General features: G+C 44.2%; 16 protein-coding genes and 4 pseudogenes. 14 read left to right on the forward strand and 6 right to left on the reverse strand.

Annotation, left to right across the window (positions count from 1 at the left end):
- Window positions 1–176: 176 nt before the first annotated feature.
- Window positions 177–1,562 (reverse strand): annotated as a pseudogene (locus tag MWG72_RS07495) (sensor histidine kinase).
- Window positions 1,555–2,229, reverse strand: coding sequence for a response regulator (locus tag MWG72_RS07500; protein ID WP_247143602.1), 675 nt, complete (start codon window positions 2,227–2,229; stop codon window positions 1,555–1,557). The pseudogene MWG72_RS07495 and the gene MWG72_RS07500 overlap by 8 nt, the downstream one beginning before the upstream one ends.
- 108 nt (window positions 2,230–2,337) lie before the next feature.
- Between MWG72_RS07500 and dsbD the strand changes: the two genes are divergently transcribed.
- The 4 genes and pseudogenes from dsbD (at window position 2,338) to MWG72_RS07520 (ending at window position 6,348) form a co-directional block, all read left to right on the forward strand.
- A complete protein-coding gene (gene dsbD, locus MWG72_RS07505; protein WP_247143603.1) occupies window positions 2,338–4,275 on the forward strand; it encodes a protein-disulfide reductase DsbD in 1,938 nt (645 codons plus the stop codon).
- Window positions 4,272–5,120 (forward strand): TlpA disulfide reductase family protein, encoded by an 849-nt coding sequence (locus MWG72_RS07510; protein ID WP_247143604.1) that lies wholly within the window; start codon window positions 4,272–4,274, stop codon window positions 5,118–5,120. The genes dsbD and MWG72_RS07510 overlap by 4 nt, the downstream gene beginning before the upstream one ends.
- Window positions 5,121–5,138: 18 nt before the next feature.
- A complete protein-coding gene (dsbG, locus tag MWG72_RS07515; protein ID WP_247143605.1) occupies window positions 5,139–5,879 on the forward strand; it encodes a thiol:disulfide interchange protein DsbG in 741 nt (246 codons plus the stop codon).
- 107 nt (window positions 5,880–5,986) lie between these two features.
- Window positions 5,987–6,348, forward strand: a pseudogene (locus MWG72_RS07520) (YidH family protein).
- An 8-nt stretch (window positions 6,349–6,356) separates the two neighbouring features.
- Here MWG72_RS07520 and MWG72_RS07525 read toward each other — a convergent pair.
- On the reverse strand, window positions 6,357–6,665 hold the full coding sequence (locus MWG72_RS07525; RefSeq protein WP_005247061.1) for an ArsR/SmtB family transcription factor: 309 nt from the start codon (window positions 6,663–6,665) through the stop codon (window positions 6,357–6,359).
- A 112-nt stretch (window positions 6,666–6,777) separates the two neighbouring features.
- Between MWG72_RS07525 and MWG72_RS07530 the strand changes: the two genes are divergently transcribed.
- The 4 genes and pseudogenes from MWG72_RS07530 (at window position 6,778) to MWG72_RS07545 (ending at window position 9,334) form a co-directional block, all read left to right on the forward strand.
- Window positions 6,778–7,194: a YeeE/YedE family protein gene (locus tag MWG72_RS07530; RefSeq protein ID WP_016659403.1), complete on the forward strand. Its 417-nt coding sequence runs from the start codon at window positions 6,778–6,780 to the stop codon at window positions 7,192–7,194.
- Between the two features lies 1 nt (window position 7,195).
- On the forward strand, window positions 7,196–7,612 hold the full coding sequence (locus MWG72_RS07535) for a DUF6691 family protein (RefSeq protein WP_005404969.1): 417 nt from the start codon (window positions 7,196–7,198) through the stop codon (window positions 7,610–7,612).
- Between the two features lie 2 nt (window positions 7,613–7,614).
- Window positions 7,615–8,487 (forward strand): MBL fold metallo-hydrolase, encoded by an 873-nt coding sequence (locus tag MWG72_RS07540; protein ID WP_247143606.1) that lies wholly within the window; start codon window positions 7,615–7,617, stop codon window positions 8,485–8,487.
- Window positions 8,488–8,555: 68 nt separating this feature from the next.
- Window positions 8,556–9,334: pseudogene (locus MWG72_RS07545) on the forward strand (sulfite exporter TauE/SafE family protein).
- A gap of 169 nt (window positions 9,335–9,503) precedes the next feature.
- On the opposite strand, the pseudogene MWG72_RS07555 reads toward MWG72_RS07545, so the two are convergent.
- Window positions 9,504–10,034: pseudogene (locus MWG72_RS07555) on the reverse strand (transposase); the annotation flags it as partial.
- 220 nt (window positions 10,035–10,254) lie between these two features.
- Between MWG72_RS07555 and MWG72_RS07560 the strand changes: the two are divergent.
- The gene (locus tag MWG72_RS07560) at window positions 10,255–11,292 is read left to right on the forward strand and encodes a metallophosphoesterase (RefSeq protein WP_247143607.1); all 1,038 of its coding nucleotides are present in this window, start codon (window positions 10,255–10,257) and stop codon (window positions 11,290–11,292) included.
- Window positions 11,293–11,358: 66 nt separating this feature from the next.
- Here MWG72_RS07560 and MWG72_RS07565 read toward each other — a convergent pair whose 3' ends face one another.
- Window positions 11,359–11,781 (reverse strand): OsmC family protein, encoded by a 423-nt coding sequence (locus MWG72_RS07565; RefSeq protein ID WP_004280142.1) that lies wholly within the window; start codon window positions 11,779–11,781, stop codon window positions 11,359–11,361.
- A gap of 147 nt (window positions 11,782–11,928) precedes the next feature.
- Between MWG72_RS07565 and crp the strand changes: the two genes are divergently transcribed.
- From crp to clpB, 4 genes are all read left to right on the forward strand, one after another.
- Window positions 11,929–12,636 (forward strand): cAMP-activated global transcriptional regulator CRP, encoded by a 708-nt coding sequence (crp, locus tag MWG72_RS07570; RefSeq protein WP_004280141.1) that lies wholly within the window; start codon window positions 11,929–11,931, stop codon window positions 12,634–12,636.
- A gap of 173 nt (window positions 12,637–12,809) precedes the next feature.
- Window positions 12,810–13,859 (forward strand): NADP(H)-dependent aldo-keto reductase, encoded by a 1,050-nt coding sequence (locus MWG72_RS07575; protein ID WP_247143609.1) that lies wholly within the window; start codon window positions 12,810–12,812, stop codon window positions 13,857–13,859.
- Window positions 13,860–14,010: 151 nt separating this feature from the next.
- A complete protein-coding gene (locus MWG72_RS07580; RefSeq protein ID WP_247143611.1) occupies window positions 14,011–14,376 on the forward strand; it encodes an antitoxin Xre/MbcA/ParS toxin-binding domain-containing protein in 366 nt (121 codons plus the stop codon).
- 256 nt (window positions 14,377–14,632) lie between these two features.
- Window positions 14,633–17,212 carry an ATP-dependent chaperone ClpB gene (clpB, locus tag MWG72_RS07585; RefSeq protein ID WP_247143612.1) on the forward strand — a complete coding sequence of 860 codons (2,580 nt, stop codon included), beginning with the start codon at window positions 14,633–14,635 and terminating at the stop codon, window positions 17,210–17,212.
- Between the two features lie 184 nt (window positions 17,213–17,396).
- Here clpB and rlmKL read toward each other — a convergent pair whose 3' ends face one another.
- Complete coding sequence (rlmKL, locus tag MWG72_RS07590) at window positions 17,397–19,601, reverse strand: bifunctional 23S rRNA (guanine(2069)-N(7))-methyltransferase RlmK/23S rRNA (guanine(2445)-N(2))-methyltransferase RlmL (RefSeq protein WP_004280136.1); 2,205 nt, start codon at window positions 19,599–19,601, stop codon at window positions 17,397–17,399.
- Window positions 19,602–19,833: 232 nt separating this feature from the next.
- Here rlmKL and MWG72_RS07595 point away from each other — a divergent pair, with 232 nt between their 5' ends.
- Window positions 19,834–20,178, forward strand: a complete 345-nt coding sequence (locus MWG72_RS07595; RefSeq protein WP_004280135.1) for a hypothetical protein — start codon at window positions 19,834–19,836, stop codon at window positions 20,176–20,178.
- The last annotated feature ends 146 nt before the right edge of the window (window positions 20,179–20,324 follow it).

The following is a 20,324-nucleotide window of genomic DNA, read 5'->3' on the forward strand; positions in this document are numbered from 1 at the left end:
GTGTTGTGATCGCCTGATCAGAACATTGGGAATACATCGAGGGTTTTTGTTGGAAAAAGTGTGTTTTTAAAAAATAAGAAAGAATGATTTAAAATAGTAAGTGTTAGATAGTTTCTTGAAAATTCGATATTTTTATCAATAGAAATCTCTTTGGTTTTTAGCCATATTGTATTTTTTTATGTCCAAGCTTGCAGGTCACGCTTAGACACATCGCACTTGATTTTAATGCGAAGCCCATAGGGCTGTCGGGGATTGAAAGAGAGCTGATAGCCATACTGTTTTAACAGGTTAGCAGTTAATGCCAGTCCTAAACCATGGCCGTGCTGCTGAGCAGATTTGCGCCAGAAGCGTTGTCCTAAATGTTGGATATCTTCTGCTGTAAGTTGTTGTCCATCATCTTCAATTACCAGGCAATCAGACTGCATGGAAATCCAGATATGGGCAGCCTGAGCATGCAGCAGGGCATTCTCGAGCAGATTTTTCAGTACGGTATACAGCACAAATTCAGGTAGCTGAATTTCGCCTAGACTTTCCCAGTTCACCTGTATTTTTTTGTTCATTTCTGGATAGCGTGTACCTAAGTCTGCAAGAACTTTCTCAAGTATGGGGTGAAGCCAGATGGCCTCAGTCATTTCCTGGATACTGTTTTCTGATTGGGTCAGTAATAAAAGCTGCTCAAGTAACAGCGTATAACGCCGGATACTCTCATTGGCCTGCTGTAAGTTGTACTGAATAGATTCAGGCAGCTTCTGCTGCTGACCGATCAGCTGGGCCAGTTGTACATGGGTTTTAATTGCGGTCAGGGGACTGCGTAACTCATGTGCAGCCTAGGCACTAAAGGCTTTCTCCTGTTGCAGACTGTCATTGAGTTTCTGAATCAACTGCGTGGAATTGTTGACAAAAGGCTGTACTTCCTGAGGAATACTTGCAGGCTTTAGCTGCATTAAAAAATCTGCCGCCTCTGAATAGTTAAGGTTTTTCTGGTTCAGGTATTGACTGAGCTGATCCAAAGACCGGAACTGTCTGCGGATAATAAAGATGATCAGGGCAATACAGATCAGCAGTGAGAAGACCAAGGGAATCAGTACGGACTGCAGAATCTGCTGTAGTAAGGTATCCCTCAAGAACATACGTTCTGCTGCCACCACCTGAATATCGCCACGACGCAGAACATAACTGCGCCATTCCGTATCACCCTGCTGCCAGGTGCTGAATCCTTCTGGTCGCTGGCTTAAATTTTGGGGGGCACCGCGTGTTTTGGCAATCACCTGATTACCTAACGAGATGTCAGAGCTAAAAAGAGAAACTTCACAGGCAATTAACTGGTTTGCATCATCATTCTTGGCTAATTTGGATAAGGTTGCATCCCCTAGACTATCCAGCGGTAACTGCTGAATCAGCCGGGCAACCATTTGTGCAGATGCCGATAAGCGTTGATCCAGTGTGTCTTGTAAACGCTGTTTCAAGTCAATATACAGCCATGAAAATACTGCACTCCACAGCACAATAAACACGGCCAAAAGACTCGTGACCAAACGCCATTTCAAGCTGTGACTAAACATGACGCTGCTCAAACGGTTTGAAAATATATCCCACACCACGAATGGTCTGAATTAAATCTGGATGCAGTTTTTGTCTCAGATGATAAATGTGTACATTCAGGGCATTGCTCTCTATAGAGTCCTGAAAACCATAGAGCTTGTCAATAAGCTGTTCATTTTTCAGGATCTGGTTGGGGTGGCTCATCAGGGTTTCCAGCAGGCTGAATTCACGGCAAGATAAATTCACGGTCTGGTCTTGATAGATCACAGTCTGGGTATCCCGATTCAGAACCAGTTCATCAAATTGCAGGGTATTGGAGGCAAAGCCGCGGTGGCGACGGGTGAGGGCATGAATCCGGGCAATCAGTTCCTCCAGTTCAAAGGGTTTGGTCAGATAGTCATCGGCACCGGCATTCAGGGCCTGAACACACTGATCGGTCCGCAGCCGCGCCGTCAATACCAGTACCGGGAGATCAATCTGGTCGCGCCGCCAGCTGTGCAGCAAGTCCAAGCCATCCTGATCGGGCAGGCCTAAATCCAGTAAACACAAATCGACTGCACTATGCCGGATAAAATAATCTGCAGCACGTGCGTGACTGACATGCTCCACTGAAATATTTAAATAGTTCAGAGCAGCACAAATGCTCTGTGCGATATAGGGATCATCCTCAACCAATACAATAAACATAGAACATCCTGATCAAACTGCCATTATTTTATAAATGATTTGGGCTGTTAATGTTGCCTTAATTTTAGTTTTTCAATAATGCAGTCCTAACAGGAGGAGATCAGCTGGATGTTGAAGTGGATATTGGGTGCCGTGATTGGCGGTGGAATCATGACGGGAACCGTACATGCAGACTTTTTACCACCGGATCAGGCATTTCAGTTTCAGGTGGTTTCTACAAGTCAGGATCAGGCAGAGCTTAGCTGGAAAATCGCAGATGGTTATTATCTGTATCATGACCAGCTTAAAGTGTCTTCTCAGCAGACCCTAGTCAAGCTGACATTGCCCAAACCCGAAGACAAAGACGATCCTAATTTCGGTTTGACTCAGGTGCATTATGGGCAAGTCAAAACCAATCTGAATGTGCAGCCTAACCAGCAGTTTGTGGTGCAATGGCAGGGCTGTGCAGAAAGCGGTTTATGTTATCCGGTGCAACGTACCACAATAAAAACTGATGCAGATGGTTTATTTCCAGCGCAAAACTTGAGCAAAACCCCAAAACTGCTGGCCAGTACTGTACAGCCAGAAGCAAACGAACAGATTCTGACCGCTCGGAAAGATAAGCCAGAGGCGATAGGGAAAACTCCAAGTACAGATCAAGCCCTGACTGAAGAAAAGGTAGAGGAAATACAAGTCGCTGCAGTTTCTGAACCAATGGTGCAGCCTGAGGTGGAATTAACAGAGAAAAATGACCAGCTCATTGCAGACTCTAAAAATCAAACTTCGTCAGCAGGCATAAATAGCCAATGGAACAATGACCAGTATTTTTTAAGTTTGCTGTCGGAACAAGGTCTGTTAATTAATGCCCTGATTTTTCTTGGGCTTGGCATTCTGCTGGCATTTTTACCGTGTTCTTTACCTTTAATTCCAATTTTAACGGGAATTCTGGTCCAGCAGCACCGGGGCTACCGTGCTGCACTGATTGCGCTGGTCTTTGTTTTGGGTATGGCACTGGTCTATGCGGTCATGGGATTTGCTGTGGCACAGCTCGGTTACAGTTTTCAGCGCTGGTTTCAAAGTCCGGTATTCATCAGTATTCTCAGCATTCTGTTTGTTTTGTTTGCGCTTAATCTGTTCGGAGCATTTCAGCTGTCCTTACCCCAAGGAATGTTACAGCGTCTGGATCAATGGCAGCAAAAGCAGAAGGGTGGCACGCTGATTGGTGCTGGTCTTATGGGTATGATCGCCGCACTGATTGTCGGGCCATGTATGAGTGCACCGTTGGCCGGTGCCTTAATCTATGTGTCTCAGCTCAATCAACCGATGCTGGGAGCCAGTTATCTGTTCGTCTTAGGTCTTGGGCTGGGCTTGCCGCTATTTATTGCAGCCGTATTTGGATCTCATCTTTTACCCAAGCCTGGCATCTGGATGGATCGCCTGAAGTTTAGTTTTGGCTTTGTCATGCTGGCCTTGGCTTTGTATTTTGCCCGCCCTCTATTGCCCGGCATTTTATACCTGAGCCTTTTGGGTGTGGTACTGATCACCTGTTCAGGCTATTTCTTGTTCAAGATGCTGCCCCATGTGCATCGGTCTGTATCGAAAATAGTCCTGATGCTGCTCAGTGGTTTACTGGTCTATGCAGGAGGCATGCAGCTCTATCATGTCTGGAGTCAGGTACAGGTCGCCCATGTGGAAGCACGTCTTGAATGGCAGAAGGTCAGCACAGCCGCACAATTGCAACAGGTTTTAGCCAAGCATCGCGAACAGCCGGTGGTGATTGATGTCTATGCAGACTGGTGCGTAGCCTGTCAACCGATTGAAAAGGAAGTGATTCCACGTAGTGATGTTCAAGCTGCTTTACAAAATGTGGTTCGTATCAAATTAGACCTGACCCACTATCATCCAAGTCAGGATGAGCTGCTAAGAGAATGGCAAATCCTGGGTCCACCTACTTTTATATTTTTAAATGCAGCGCATCAGGAACAGCGCGAGTTGCGCTTGACCGGAAGCTTTAGCGCGACACATTTGCTCGGTAAATTGCAGCAACTGCAAGGGGAACAACCATGAGGATTTCCAGTGATGCATTGCATCTGGGACCTTTGATGTTGCCTTGGACACTCATAATTGTTGCCACTGGCTTGATGCTGTTATCTGCCGTCCTGTTTGGATTAGCCAGAAAGTATTCATGGTCTAAACAGCAGCTTGGACAAAGTCAGGATGTACTCTGGAGCAGTTTTTTGCTGGGGATGCTGGGTGCACGTCTTGTTTTCGTCCTGCTCAATGCCGAGCTGTATTTTGCAGCACCCATCGACATACTGAAAATCCAGGATAAGGGTTTTCATTTATGGGGCGGGGTGCTGATTGGTGCTTTGTGGTATGTCATTCGAAACAGACAGTTGCAGATCCGATTCAAAGCCATCTTGTTGATCATCTTTGTACTCTGGATCGGGCTTGGGCTCGCGTTCAAATCCAGTCTAAAAACTGAAGCAGCGTTTCCTGATCTAGTCTTTGCTGGATTAGAACAGGAGCATCTGGGTACAGACAAGATTTCACTCAGCCAATTCATTGGCCAGCCTACGGTAATTAATTTGTGGGCGAGCTGGTGTCCGCCGTGTCATCGCGAAATGCCGGTGTTGGCCAAAGCAGCCAAGCAACATCCTCAAGTGAATTTTGTCATGCTCAATCAGGGTGAGGAGGTTGAAACTGTAAATGCCTATTTAAAAAAACATCAGTTTCAATTTAAACATGTCCTGCTGGATCCATATGGTGAACTCCCCCAGCAGTTGAATAGTTTTGGCTTGCCAACGACGCTGTTTTTTAATGCTCAAGGCCAGCTGGTCGAGCGGCATATGGGGGAACTCAGTCCGGCCATGTTGCAGCAATATTTAAACAGAATTTCAGATCAACCTTAAAAAACGGAAGAACTTAGTATGAACAAAATTTACCAGGTGCTTGGTGCAGGTATGTTCCTGATCATGAGCATGCACACGAAGGCAAATATTAAACAGCATATTGAACAACAGGGTTTTGTGTTTGTAAAACAGATTCCGGCACCGCAAGGAATGACCGGCTGGGTGGGGCATGAAGACCAGTATTCCAATACGGTATTTATCTCCAACGATGACAAATATTATATCAAGGGCGAACTGTTTGATGCACAAGGGAAAAGCCTGTCCAATGAGCAGATTGAAAAGCATATGAAAAAAGCGGTATTGGACGATGTCTGGAAAACCCTGGAAAAATCGACCTGGATCCAGGACGGCAAGCCAGATGCACCACGGGTGGTCTATGTCTTTTCCGATCCAAATTGTCCATATTGTTATAAATTCTGGCAGGCGGCCCGACCTTGGGTAGAATCAGGGAAGGTACAGCTGCGTCATATTCAGGTCGGTGTGATCCGTGAAGAAAGCCGTGGCCAGGTGGCAACACTATTGAATTCGAAAGATCCAGCGGCAGTTTTTAATGATATAAACAAGAATAAAGGCAAAAAGCAGCTCAAGAAAATGGAAAAGATTCCTGTCGAAATTGCTGCAAAAATTGATGCCAACCAGGCCCTAATGGGGAAATACGGCTTTTTCTCCACACCGTCGATGGCTTGGAAAAACAATCAGGGTGAATTTAAATCTACTCAAGGCCTGGCGATGGATGTCAAGGAAATTTTTGAACAATAATATTTTAACTGCATGATAAAAAAGTAATTTTTACTTAAAACATCTATACATGATAGGGAGGCAGATTTACATTGGTGGATAGGCTAAGCATGAAGAGCAGATAAGAAATGTCAAATTTGGATGATCCACGGGTACTGCTTGCTTTGGAACGAACCGCTCTGGCGTGGAACCGGAGTGGTTTGGCATTAATTGCTTTTGGTTTTGTGATTGAAAAATCCAACCTGCTAGTGCAACTGGTGGACCCAGACACTTATGCACAGAAAATAGCTTATTCACAATGGCTGGGAATTGCGGTGATTGTATTTGGTATGTTGGTAAATTTCGCCTCAATCCTGCAATATCGACGGGGATGGGCATCATTGTGACCGGCGGAGTTTATCAATGGTTATTATGCCCAGCATCCTGATGGCTAAACCTGTTTACTGCTTTTAGTGGGCTGCTTCTGATCATTTATTTTTGGCTGCACTAAGAGGAGGGCTAGGCGCAATACAGCTCGTACAGCTTTTGCATCAGGCTCAAGACCTTGGGATCACTCAGACGATAAAAAATCTGTTTACCCTCACGTCGGGTGCCAACCATGTTGGCCTTACGCAATACAGTAAGCTGTTGTGAAAGTGTAGGTTGATGAATATCGGTAGATTCTTCAATTTCCTGAACATTCATTTCCCCATCGACCAAGACACATAAGATTTTCAGACGATCAGGATTGGCCAAAACTTTTAGGCATTGGCTGACGAAATCGACTTGAGAAAAATCAATTTTGGCATTTTCAGCAATCATATCCATAAACGTCCTCACAACTTTTGATGTAGCCCATGCAGTTTTACCATAAAACCGCTTGATTAATATTTTTTATTATATAATATTAAAAAGTATATTGTATAGGGATTAATTCATCATGCATGACTTCCTCATCGCATTTATTGGAGGCTTAATGCTCGGGCTTTCTGTAGTTGGCTATCTTTACGTCAATGGCCGTATTGCAGGAATCAGTGGTTTGATTGGGCAAGTCTTAAACTCAAAAACCATGTTTAAAACACCTGCAATCTGGTTTTTATTAGGCTTAATTCTCACACCGTTTATTTATGGTCTGTTTGTACAACCTGAAATCGAATTGAACGCCAGCCCACTGATGATGATTGTGGCAGGTCTGCTGGTGGGTTTTGGGACACGTCTGGGTTCGGGCTGTACCAGTGGTCATGGAATTTGTGGCATCAGTCGCCTGTCTAAGCGTTCTATCATCGCGACCATGACTTTTATGTTTGCAGGTTTTGTCGCTGTTTATATTATCCGTCATATCACAGGAGCATTCTAAAATGAAAAATGTGTTTGCCTTTTTATTTGGTGCGCTGTTCTCTGTGGGATTGATGGTATCGGGCATGTCCAATCCGGAAAAAGTACTCGATTTCCTGGATCTGTTTGGCGATTGGGATGCCAGTCTGGCCTTTGTGATGATGGGCGCGATTGCGGTGGCCTTTATTCCTTTCCAGAAAGCATTACGTACGGCGCAACCGAAAACAGTATTTAATGAACCTATTGATTTACCTAAAAATAATCAGATAGATAAGAAGCTGATCACGGGTGCGGTTTTATTTGGTGCAGGTTGGGGCATTGCCGGCATCTGTCCGGCGCCAAGTTTCACTTTGATCGGTTTGGGCCACTATCAAGTGCTCTATTTTATTGTAGCAATGCTGGTGGGTGTATGGATTCACCGTAAATGGTCAGGAGCTTAACGATGTCAAATTTACCTATAGTAAAAGATTTTTTTCACGAAGATACCAATACCTTCAGTTATGTTGTACGTGATCCGGCGACCAAAGCCTGCGCTATTATTGATAGCGTTCTGGATTATGATCCGGCATCGGCAAGTACCTCAACTGTTCATGCCGATAAGATTATTGCCTATATTAAAGAGCAGGATTTAACGGTTGAGTGGATTCTCGAAACCCATGTCCACGCTGATCATCTGACTGCAGCGCAATATCTTAAAGCTGAGTTAGGTGGCAAAATTGCCATGAGCCAGAAAATTAGTATTGTTCAGGAAACTTTTGGCGCGATTTATCATCTGGATATTAAACAATGGAATGCTCAGCAGCTCTTTGATTATTTATTTGAAGATCATGAGTCGTTCCAAATCGGAACATTGAAGGCCTATAACATTCCAACACCGGGACATACGCCTGCTTGTCTGAGTTATGTGATTGGGGATGCGGTTTTTGTGGGTGATACCCTGTTTATGCCAGATTATGGTACAGCACGTTGTGACTTTCCGCGAGGCAGCGCAGAACAGCTTTATGATTCGGTACAAAACCTGTTTCAGTTGCCAGAAGATACCCGGGTCTTTTTATGTCATGACTATTTGCCTGAAACACGTGAATCGTATGTGTGTGAATCTGATATCCAGACACAAAAGACACAGAATATTCATATTCATCAGGGAGTCAGCAAAGCTGAATTTGCTCAGATGCGCAACCAGCGGGATTCAGGACTGAGTATACCTAAACTGATTCTACCGGCGATTCAGATCAATATGAAAGCAGGGCAGTTTCCTGAGCCAGAAGAAAATGGTGTTTCTTACCTCAAGCTTCCTCTTAACTACTTCAAATAAGCTTGTGTCGTGATTCAACAAAAAGTTCAACCTTTATTGAATCACTTTTGTGGATAAGGGAGAGGGCGATGTGGGCATTAATACTTGAAGGGCTGGTTTATCGGAGTGCTATTGGGTTTGACCGGTGCCGGTGGCGGCATTCTGGCTATACCGGCACTGATGGCGAGTCAGGGTTGGACTGTGGCACAGGCTGCACCGGTAGGCTTGCTGGCAGTCACGCTGTCGGCTTTGGTTGGAACATTCGAAGGTTTATTCAAGCGTATTGTACGTTATCGCGCTGCGCTCTGGATCGCGCTGATCAGTATTCCTTCAGCCCGTTATGGCGTGCATCTGGCCGATATCGTTTCTCCGGTCTGGCTGACGCTGGCTTTCAGTCTGGTCATGTTAATTGTGGCTTATCGGATCTTCTTTAATAAAGTCCATGATCATGGCAATGCACCGTGTAAGGTCAATCAAACCACCGGTCGTTTGATCTGGAATGTCAAAACTGCTTCGTTCCTGGCAGGTATTGGTATCGTGGCAGGTTTATTAACCGGTCTATTGGGGGTTGGGGGGGGTAATTGTTCCAGCCCTGCGTAAATTCACCGACCTTGATATGCGCAGTATCGTTGCGACTTCCCTGATGATTATTTTCCTGATTGGTGGGGTCAGTATTTCTGCACACGTGCTGGATGGCTTTCAATATCCTGTTTCGGTTACGCTGACCTTTGTCCTGGCCTGTATTATCGGAATGTTAATTGGACGCAGTTTGATGCAGCGGATTGACAGTAACAAGGTACAGAAAATATTTGCCACTACCGTGGTTGGAGTGGCGATGTATTTAATCTATTCAGCACTCATGGGCTAAACCAACCGGTTTGGAACTTCAACTCAAACGCTTTCAATCTACCTGAGCATCGTTTATACAAAATATAATTTTAATGGCCGAGGAAGAATGAAAATGATGAAAACTGCAGAGCAATTGATCCAGAATGCAAAAAGCCGAATTCAGGAAGTCAGCGTAAATGAACTGTTTGAAGCGATGCAAAACCATCAACCAATTGCTCAACCATTTTTATGTCAGCAACATGTCCATTCGATAAAGCAGAACAACTAATTTCACCAAATTGGTTCATCATGATATGTAATTTACAGCCATAAAACCAACCCATAGAACTTTTGCCACGTGATGCGATTTGGGCTAATGATTTATGCCATTGAATACGTTGATTTTTACAAACAGGTAGCGTTGTTGAATCAATCTATAAGTATTGTTTATCTTTGCCTTTCATCAAAGCTACATACAGGGCATGTAGTGCTAATTCATGCCTATTGATCAAGTGAATCATGCGTTGGCAGCAAGGCAAGTGCTTAAATAGAAAGCTTTTATCCAGCTTTAGCCATGTAAAAAAGGCTTTGAAATTATTGAAATGAGAACATTTGTACCAAATGGTGATAAAGCAGATTTCTGAAATTGTGAGCTGAGCATTTCTGATTCTTAGAGAATGATGACTTTGTTTGAGGAACTTCCAATAAGTTGCTTCAAATTTAAGAAAGAAATCATCAATTAAGCAGAATCGGTACTATTGAACATCAGGACTAGAGTTGTGAGTTTGGTTTGGTAACTCAACTGATGGCTCTAGTCCTCTTATTTTTCAAGTCAATTTCTTATCCGTGATTCGGGTTAAATTATTTAAATGATGATTCATTCTGTATTCAGATCTTCATAAATTTAAAGGATACTTATTAGGGATATATTCTGTTTTAGACTTAATTCAGGATGCATAAATGAAGTACTCATTTATACAGCAGGCTTTCACTGGTCCCGTGGACATCGTGGGGGATATTCATGGTGAGATTGCCGCGCTGGAACAACTGATCCAGGTATTAGGTTATGACCGGAATGGTCATCATCCAGAACAGCGCAAACTAATTTTTGTCGGTGATCTATGTGACCGGGGGCAAGACAGTGTTGCGGTGATCAAACGCGTCAAACAGCTGGTAGATGAAGGCTATGCACAATGTGTGATGGGTAATCATGAATTGAACCTATTGACCGATACTTTGCGGGAAGGCAATGGCTGGTTTTTTGGTTCACCGCATCAGGATGATCTGAAACCTTTTGATTCGATCCAAGCCTCAATCAAAGATCGACAATGGATTCTGGATTTTTTAAATAGCTTACCGTTGGCCTTGGAGTCGGAGCAGCTGCGTGTTGTACATGCCTGTTGGCATCAAGGATCAATTGATCAATTACGCAATTCTGGTTTTACTTCACTTGGTGAAGCCTATGCTAATTTTGCTCAGCATACAGCGCTGGATCTGCAAGCCTTAGGTATTAATGAATTAATACAGAATGAACAGCAACAATACCAACACCAGTTCAAAAACCCAGCTGCAACTTTACCTTTATTGCAACATCTCGCAGAAAAAGAGCTACGTGAGCAAATGCACAATCCGATTCGGGTCATTACTTCTGGTGCGGAAAAAATCGCCTTAGAACCGATTTATGCCGGTGGAAGGTGGCGGATGATCGACCGCGTGCCATGGTGGGACAGCTATACCGACCAAATTCCAGTCATTACTGGACATTATTGGCGGAACTTTAAATCTACTGAAGAAAAAACCGGTTTACTCAAATCGATCGATGCACTGCAATGGTATGGACAGCAACAAAACGTATTTTGTGTGGATTATTCAGTGGGTAAACGCTATCTCGATCGTCAACAGGGTGTCGCGTTCAGACATCGACTCGGCGCCTTAAGATTTCCAGAAAATATCTTGAGCTTTGAAGATGGCAATCAGTATTCAGTTCAGCGGTTCTGAGAAAAGGCAATTTTCTGATACAAAAAAAGCAGCTTTTCCAGCCGCTTTTTTTACAGAATCTAGATTTTATTCTGCTTCGATTATTTCATAATCATGGGTGATTTCAACACCGCCATCAGACAGCATTTTGCTGGCAGAGCAATATTTTTCAGCAGAAAGTTCTACGGCTTTTGCGACCTGTTTCTCTTTAATCGCTTTGCCGGTCACTACAAAATGCAAGTGAATTTTCGTGAATACTGCCGGAATTGTATCTGCACGTTCAGCCTTTAATTCGCAGCGTACATCGGTAATATCCTGACGAGCCTTCTTTAAAATGGTAACAATATCAAAAGACGCACAACCGCCCAGACCCGTTAAAAGCAGTTCCATAGGACGGGGACCACGGTTTTCACCACCGTATTCAGCTGAACCATCCATGATAAGGCTATGACCACTTTGAGTTTTTGCTTCAAAAGCAACATTCTCTAACCAATGAACGCTTGTTTGCATTGCAACTACCTAAAAAAAGCTATAAATTTGTCAAGTAACTGTACACTAACATAAATTGGGTTGATACGGAATTTCAATCCCACTGTGTGACAAGTTCACATTAGGTCTTGTGCGATCTATAAATTATCCATAATCGGAACTGTTAGCATGACTTCAAACTTTTCACAATTAAGCACTGATGCGCTTTCTCCGGGGCAATTACCAGAATCCGTGAAAGCATTGTTAAAACGTGCATATATTAATCGTTATCCAAAACGTACCACGATCATTGATGCAGGATCAGAATCTAAATCTTTATATTTAATTCTGAAGGGGTCTGTATCTATCATTCTTCGTGAAGATGATGATCGTGAAATTGTCGTGGCTTATTTAAATGCGGGTGACTTCTTTGGGGAAATGGGTCTATTCGAGGTTAATCCACAACGTACTGCGGAAGTTCGTACGCGTGATGTGTGTGAAATTGCCGAAATTACCTATGAAAACTTTCACGAAATCAGCAAGCAATATCCTGATCTGAGCTATGCGGTATTTGCTCAATTAGTACGTCGTTTGAAAAATACCACACGTAAAGTCACTGATCTGGCATTTATTGATGTTTCAGGCCGGATTGCACGTTGTCTGATCGACCTGTCTTCACAGCCAGAAGCGATGATTTTGCCGAATGGCCGTCAGATTCGTATTACCCGTCAGGAAATTGGTCGCATTGTTGGCTGTTCCCGCGAAATGGTCGGACGTGTACTAAAAACCCTGGAAGAGCAGGGCATGATCGAAACCGATGGTAAAGCCATCCTGATCTTTGATGCTTCATTAGAAGAAGCATCTGAAGCAGTGGCAGATGGTGCCATAGACGAATAATCCAGATATTAAAAAGCAAATCTTCGGATTTGCTTTTTTTATGCGTCATTACTCAATACATAAAAATTTAGAACAAGCTTCTCAGAAAAGATGATTTAAGTCTCCCTTAGAATTCCGATAGGCTATAGCCCACTTAATCTCAATTCACTGAATAAAATTCACAGGATGTTTTTATGCAATTCAGACCGTTGGCGGATACCGGCATTCTTTTGCCAGAAATTTGTTTGGGCACCATGACCTTTGGTGAGCAGAACACGCAAGAACAGGCTTTTCAGCAACTGGATTATGCTTTAGATCAGGGACTGTATTTCTGGGATACTGCGGAAATGTACCCGGTACCGCCAAAACCTGAAACACAAGGTGCCACCGAGCGTATTATTGGTCACTGGATCGCTGCACGTGGTGGCCGTGACAAACTTTTTTTAGCCTCAAAAATTGCCGGACCATCGCAAGGTGGTAGCCATATCCGGGATGGTAAAACCCGTTTTGTTGCCGATGAAATTTCAGCAGCAATTGACCAGTCATTGTCACGCCTGCAAACGGATTATATTGACCTGTATCAATTGCACTGGCCGCAACGCCCGACCAATTTCTTTGGCAAGCTGGGTTATGGCAATGCTGAAGCGACAGAAGAGCGTGCCGTGACAGATCTCGAAGAAACCCTGACTGCCTTGCAGGATGAAATTAAAAAAGGGCGTATCCGTTATATTGGTCTTTCTAATGAAACCCCGTGGGGCACGATGAAGTTCCTACACCTTGCAGAGAAGTTAGGTTTGTCCAAATTCGTCAGCGTGCAAAACCCCTATAACCTGCTGAACCGTACTTATGAAATTGGTATGTCAGAAATTGCCCAATATGAAAATGTAGGCTTGTTGGCGTATTCACCTTTGGCATTTGGTTATCTGACCGGTAAATTCCGTCATGGCGCCCGTCCTGCCAATGCGCGCGTCACTTTGTTCTCACGTTTTAGCCGCTATAGCAATCCGCAAAGTGAATGGGCAACCGAGCAATATGCCCAGCTGGCAGAACAGCATGGCTTAAGTCTCACCCAATTGGCTTTGGCCTTTATCAAGCAGCAGTTCTTTGTGACCAGTACTATTATTGGTGCGACCAATCTAGATCAACTGAAAGAAAATATTCAGGCATTTGAAATTGATCTATCGGAAGAAATTCTTAAAGGTATTGAAGATATTCACCGTCAGCAGCCGAATCCGGCACCTTAACTTTATGCTGATTGAAACACACCCTCCTATGAGGGTGTTTTTATTTTTATAAATTAACAAACTTGAGTCCACACAACATAAACATAGATGTCGGAAACTAAAAACGGCATAATCAAATGAACATAAGAAATAAGAAGATGGGTCTTAACAAATGAATCCAGAAGCCACGACATTACCAATTACAGTATTAGTGAAAGCCACGAGTCGTATAGCCGAGCAATTACAGCTTACGGAAGCGGAACTTGCTGCCATTCTCGGCATCTCAGAGAAAGATGTATTATCGCTTGTGCACATGGATGATTTAGCTCCGCATACGAGTGAAGGAAAACAGGCACTCGCTTTAGTGCAGCTTTATCAGCAATTGTTTAAGCTTGCTGGTGGCGATTTTGAAGTAATGCACCTTTTTATCAATTCACCAAATCGCTATCTAGATGATCAGTTACCACGCACGCTGATCCAAACGCCGCAAGGATTCAGCAAAGTAATCGATCTTCTGGAACGGATGCGACACATTTAAGTCGTCTTCTATTAAATTTCCCGAAGAAACCATTAATTCCGATCAGAAAGGAAATTCAATACAGGTCATTTGAACAAGCAAATAAAAATTCTATTTGGCGCTCTTGAAATCTGCTTTATATATACCAATATTATTACTGATATCTGTCTCCTAATATAAATTAAGTTTTTGAAAAATATATAAAAATGATTTGAAATTTTATCAAGCGTACCCATATATCCATCAAGTAGAAAATTTGTTGTGAGGAATAACAAGAATGCGTTTTGAAAAATTTACCAATCGCCTGCAGCAAACCCTTTCCGATGCGCAATCGCTGGCCATGAGTAAGGACCATACTTCGATTGATGGAATCCATATCTTAGCCACCTTGATGGATGAAGCATCCAATGTCAGCCTGCTGCAACAAGCTGGTGCTAATCTGCGTGAGTTACAGACCAAGCTGCAAACAGCGTTGAGCAATGCGGCCACCCTGACTAATCCATCAGCAGATATCAACCTCAGTCCTGAAGCGGCAAAAGTATTGCATTTGGCAGACAGCTTTGCGCAAAAAGCTGGAGATGAATTTTTATCTACAGATTGGGTGCTGTTGGCACTGGCAGAAACAGGAAATACAAAAACCTTATTAAATAGTGTTGGCGTAAAGGCAGAGACTTTAAGCCAAGTGATTAATCAATTTCGAGGCGATGAAAAAGTCATGAGCAATAATCATGAAGATCAGCGTGATTCACTGAATAAGTACACCATTGATTTAACTGAACGTGCGTTGGCAGGCAAGCTTGATCCTGTGATTGGCCGTGATGATGAAATCCGCCGTACCATTCAGGTTCTGTCACGTCGTACCAAAAACAACCCGGTACTCATTGGTGAACCGGGTGTGGGTAAAACTGCCATCGTCGAAGGTCTGGCGCAGCGGATTATTAATGGTGAAGTGCCTGAAGGACTCAAAGGGAAACGTGTTTTATCTCTAGATCTGGGTTCTTTGCTGGCCGGTGCCAAATACCGCGGTGAGTTTGAAGAGCGCTTAAAAGCCGTTCTGAAAGATATTGCCAAACACGAAGGCGAAATCATCCTGTTTATCGACGAGTTGCATACCCTGGTGGGTGCTGGTAAAGGTGATGGCGCGATGGATGCCGGCAATATGCTTAAACCTGCGCTGGCCCGTGGCGAACTGCGCTGTGTCGGTGCCACCACACTGGATGAATATCGTCAGTATATTGAAAAAGATGCAGCGCTGGAACGTCGTTTCCAGAAAGTGCTGGTGGATGAGCCAAGCGTGGAAGATACCATTGCGATTCTGCGTGGTCTGAAAGATCGCTATGCGACCCATCACGGGGTACAGATTCTGGATTCAGCCATTATTGCTGCTGCGAAAATGTCACATCGTTATATCACCGACCGTCAGTTGCCGGATAAAGCCATTGACCTGATTGATGAAGCAGCATCGCGCATCAAAATGGAACTCGATTCTAAGCCAGAAGCTTTAGATAAACTGGAACGCCGTCTGATTCAGTTAAAAATGCAGCTGGAAGCGGTGAAAAAAGATGAAGACTCAGGTGCCAAAGCTGAGATTCAATACTTGTCCGATCAGATCGCCACAGTTGAAAAAGAGTATCATGACCTGGAAGAAGTCTGGCGTGCAGATAAAGCGCTGGTCGAAGGCAATAAAGACGTACAGATCAAACTGGATCAGGCGCGTACAGCACTTGAAAAAGCGCAACGTGAAGGTGATCTGGGCGAGGCCGCGCGTTTGCAATATGGCGTGATACCAGAGTTGCAAAAGCAGCTTGAACTGGCTGAAAAAGCCGATGAAAGCGCAACGCCAAAATTGCTGCGTAACAAAGTCACCGACAATGAAATTGCTGAAGTAGTGAGTGCTGCGACCGGTATTCCGGTTGCGAAAATGCTGCAAGGCGAGCGTGACAAATTGCTACATATGGAAGAATTCCTGCATAACCGTGTAGTAGGGCAAGATGAAGCCGTGGTGGCGGTATCCAATGCAGTACGCCGTTCACGTGCCGGTCTGTCAGATCCGAACCGTCCAAGTGGGTCATTCCTGTTCCTGGGGCCAACGGGTGTCGGTAAAACAGAATTGACCAAAGCCTTGGCGAATTTCCTGTTTGACAGCGACGATGCCATGGTGCGTATCGATATGTCAGAATTTATGGAAAAACATTCGGTCAGCCGTTTGGTTGGTGCGCCTCCGGGCTATGTCGGTTATGAAGAAGGTGGGGTGCTTACTGAAGCCGTACGTCGTAAACCGTATAGTGTGATCTTGTTTGATGAAGTCGAAAAAGCGCATCCGGACGTATTTAACATCTTGCTACAGGTACTGGATGATGGCCGTTTAACTGACTCGCAAGGCCGGGTAGTGGACTTTAAAAACTCTGTGATCGTCATGACTTCGAACCTGGGTTCGCAGGATGTACGTGAATTGGGCGGTAATGCCACTAAAGAAGAAGTCCGTACGGTGGTGATGAATGCGGTATCGGAACATTTCCGTCCGGAATTTATCAACCGTATTGATGAACTGGTAGTGTTCCATGCGCTGGAAAAAGACCAGATTCGCGGTATTGCCGATATCCAGTTGGACCGTTTGCGTCAACGTCTGGCAGAGCGTGATATGCGCTTGTCGGTAGATGATACTGCCTTCGATCAGTTGATTGAGGCCGGTTTTGATCCATTGTATGGAGCACGTCCACTGAAACGTGCAATCCAGCAGCGGATTGAAAATGGTCTGGCGCAGAAAATCCTGGGCGGAGAATTCCAGCCGGGCGATACCATTCTGGTGAAAGCTGAAGCAGGTGAGTTAATCTTTGAAAAAATGAAACTTAACTAAACCGCTTCTCCTTGCAACAAAAAACCCAGCCTAGGCTGGGTTTTTTAATCTTATTTTTAACTTCGAGCATCACAACACTTTTGTATTCTCGTTGCGGCGAGGTTTAAAGCATTGCTTAAAACTCACCTCAGGAAAAAATAAAGAAGATATCAATCGTGATGAAGACAGTTAATTCATCATCAAATTACACTTGTGGATGACGGATTTTCCAGGCACGGTGAATCTTTTGATTGCGCTTGAAGTCAGGACCAATAGTTTCTTGGGTAATTTCTTCAACATCAAAGAAGGCCAGAATTTCTTCATCCATCTCAAAACCACGATAGTTATTTGAGAAATACAAGGTACCATCAGTGGTTAAGCGGTTCATCGCACGTTTTAACAGGGACAAATGGTCGCGCTGTACGTCAAAGGTCCCGTAGAATTTCTTCGAGTTTGAGAAGGTTGGCGGATCAATAAAGATCAGCTCATATTGCTCATGACCTTCTTTCAGCCATTCGAAACAGTCAGAGGCAAAGAACTGGTGCTGTTCATCAGCATGATCCACAGTTAAACCGTTCAGGACAAAGTTTTCTTTCGACCAGTTCAAATAAGTATTCGACAGATCGACGCTGGTCGTGCTCGCAGCACCACCCAAAGCAGCGTGTAAACTCGCGGTTGAAGTATAGCTGTACAGGTTCAGGAAGTGTTTGCCTTTTGCTTCACGTGCAATACGTAAACGCATTTGACGGTGATCCAGGAACAGACCGGTATCCAGATAATCGGTCAGGTTGACCAGAATCTTGGCTTGACCTTCCTGAACGATAAAACGCTTGGATGCTGTACTTTGTTTGGTGTACTGGTTTTTACCTTCCTGACGTGCACGGGTCTTGATAAAGATCGCATCACGGCCCAAACCGGTCACGGCACGAATGGCCTGTAAGGCCAGGTTGAAACGTTTTTTGGCTTTTTCCGGATCAATAGTTTTAGGTGGCGCATATTCTTGTACATGCAAACGCTCGCCATACAGATCTACTGCGACGTTAAAATCAGGTAAATCTGCATCATAGAGACGTAAACAATGGATCTGTTCCTTGACTGCCCATTTTTTTAGAGCTTGCATATTTTTGGTCAGACGGTTGGCAAACTCCATCGCACCTTCAATCGGTTCAAACTGCTGAGGCTGCCAGCTTTCTAGGAATGGACGTACCACTGCGGCCGGTTTAACCGTACCGAAGCGGATATAGATCGGCAATTTACCATTCATCAAACGCAGGATTTGCGGATCATTGAACGCCAGCACATCGGCCTGTTCCACTTGGGAGGCAATCACAGCCGCTTTTTGATTCGGGAAATTCTTTTGCAATAAAGCCGATAAACCCAGGTATAAAGAACGGTTTTGCGCTTTATCGCCGAGACGTTCGCCATATGGCGGGTTGGTCACGAAGAATACTTTCTTGCCTTCTGCATGGAAATCAGGCCAGTCATTTAAAGTCCGTTCTTCGATCATGATATTGTCGAGAGCAGCTTCAAAACCCGCCGCGATAATATTTTGTCTGGTGGCTTTAACCGCTTCCCAGTCCGCATCGAAGGCATAGAATTGTGGTAATGGATTTTCCATTGCCGCTTGATGACGTTCAGCAGCTTCGGCCTTGATGCTCATCCACAGTTCATGGTCATGGCCATTCCAGCCATTAAAACCGAAACGACGGACCAGACCCGGTGCACGGTCGGTCAAAATCATTAGGGATTCAATAATAAAGGTACCTGAACCACACATTGGATCGACAATGATGTCCGGATTTAACGCTTTTAAACCACCTTTTTGCAGAATCGCAGCGGCCAGGTTTTCCTTGATTGGGGCGTCAGTCATAAAGCGGCGATAACCGCGTTTATGCAAAGAGTCGCCAGACAGGTCCAGGCAGTAAGTATGTTCTTTCTTGCCTGCCAGAATATACATGGTAATTTCAGGCTGTTTGGTATCAATGCTTGGACGTTTGCCTACGGCTTCCATAAAGGAATCTACGACACCATCTTTGGCACGTAAAGTCGCAAACTGGGTATTGACCTTGATATCACGTTCGACATGCAAACGAATCGCAAAGGTACTTTGTGGTGCAAAAATCAGCGACCAGTCAAAGCTGAGAGCCCCTTCATAGAGTTCTTCTGCCACATCACGGGCATCATGAGAAAATTCAATTTCATGCGTGTGGATCGGCATCAAAACACGTGAAGCCAGACGTGACCACATGCAGATACGATAAGCATTTTCCAGTGTGCCTTTAAAGGTCAAACGGCCCGGAAAACGCTCAATATTCTGAACACCTAAGCCTTGTATTTCTTCTTCTAATAAGGTTTCCAGACCATCGGCACAGGTGACCCAATAATTGCTTAAACGTGGAGAGGTATTCATATAATAGAGAGACCAAAAAAGATAAATAAAAAACTGCGCTAAGTTTACCGTATTTTTATATTGAAAGCTTTTGAAATTCTCTGAAAGGCCGTGGCATGTGATAGAGAAAAATAATATTCACACTATAAATTGAGGAACTGGTACGCATTTTGCTCTATACATGGCAAATCAGGCGGTCAGTCGATGGGGAGCGATGGCTGCCTGATTTTTCAATTTTATAATGGGGGTTAAGATGTTAGAGAATCAGTTACGCAACCATGACGCTTTTTCAGTGGCCACTTTAATTTATGCACGTTTACGACGTGTTTCAGGTCGGGTGATTGATGCAATTTATCTGGCAGAGAACCTGGATTATGCCCGGCATGTGATTCAACTGGCAGAGCAGACCCAAGACCCAGATTTGAATCATCTGATCCAGCGCCTGAAAATGGTACTGGAGATTTCGGAAACAGCACAAGATTCACCAACAGAATCTGCACACCCAAGCCAGCAGGAAGGGCTGATCTCGGTCGAACCGGATGAAGACGATATCTATCGTGCACAGGTGTCACATCGTTATATTGGTGCACTGCGTTAAACCTGAGATGGGTGTGAATGCTCCAGACTGAAGCGCCCGTTGGTTTTGTACTTAAAATCAGCAAGATGCAAATCGGGTTAAATTATCTTATTGAAAAAATACAAAGGAATCTGCTTTTCTATTTTTATTGTTCAGATGCTTTTTGT

The organism is Acinetobacter lwoffii (genome assembly GCF_022967985.1).
Lineage (GTDB): Bacteria > Pseudomonadota > Gammaproteobacteria > Pseudomonadales > Moraxellaceae > Acinetobacter.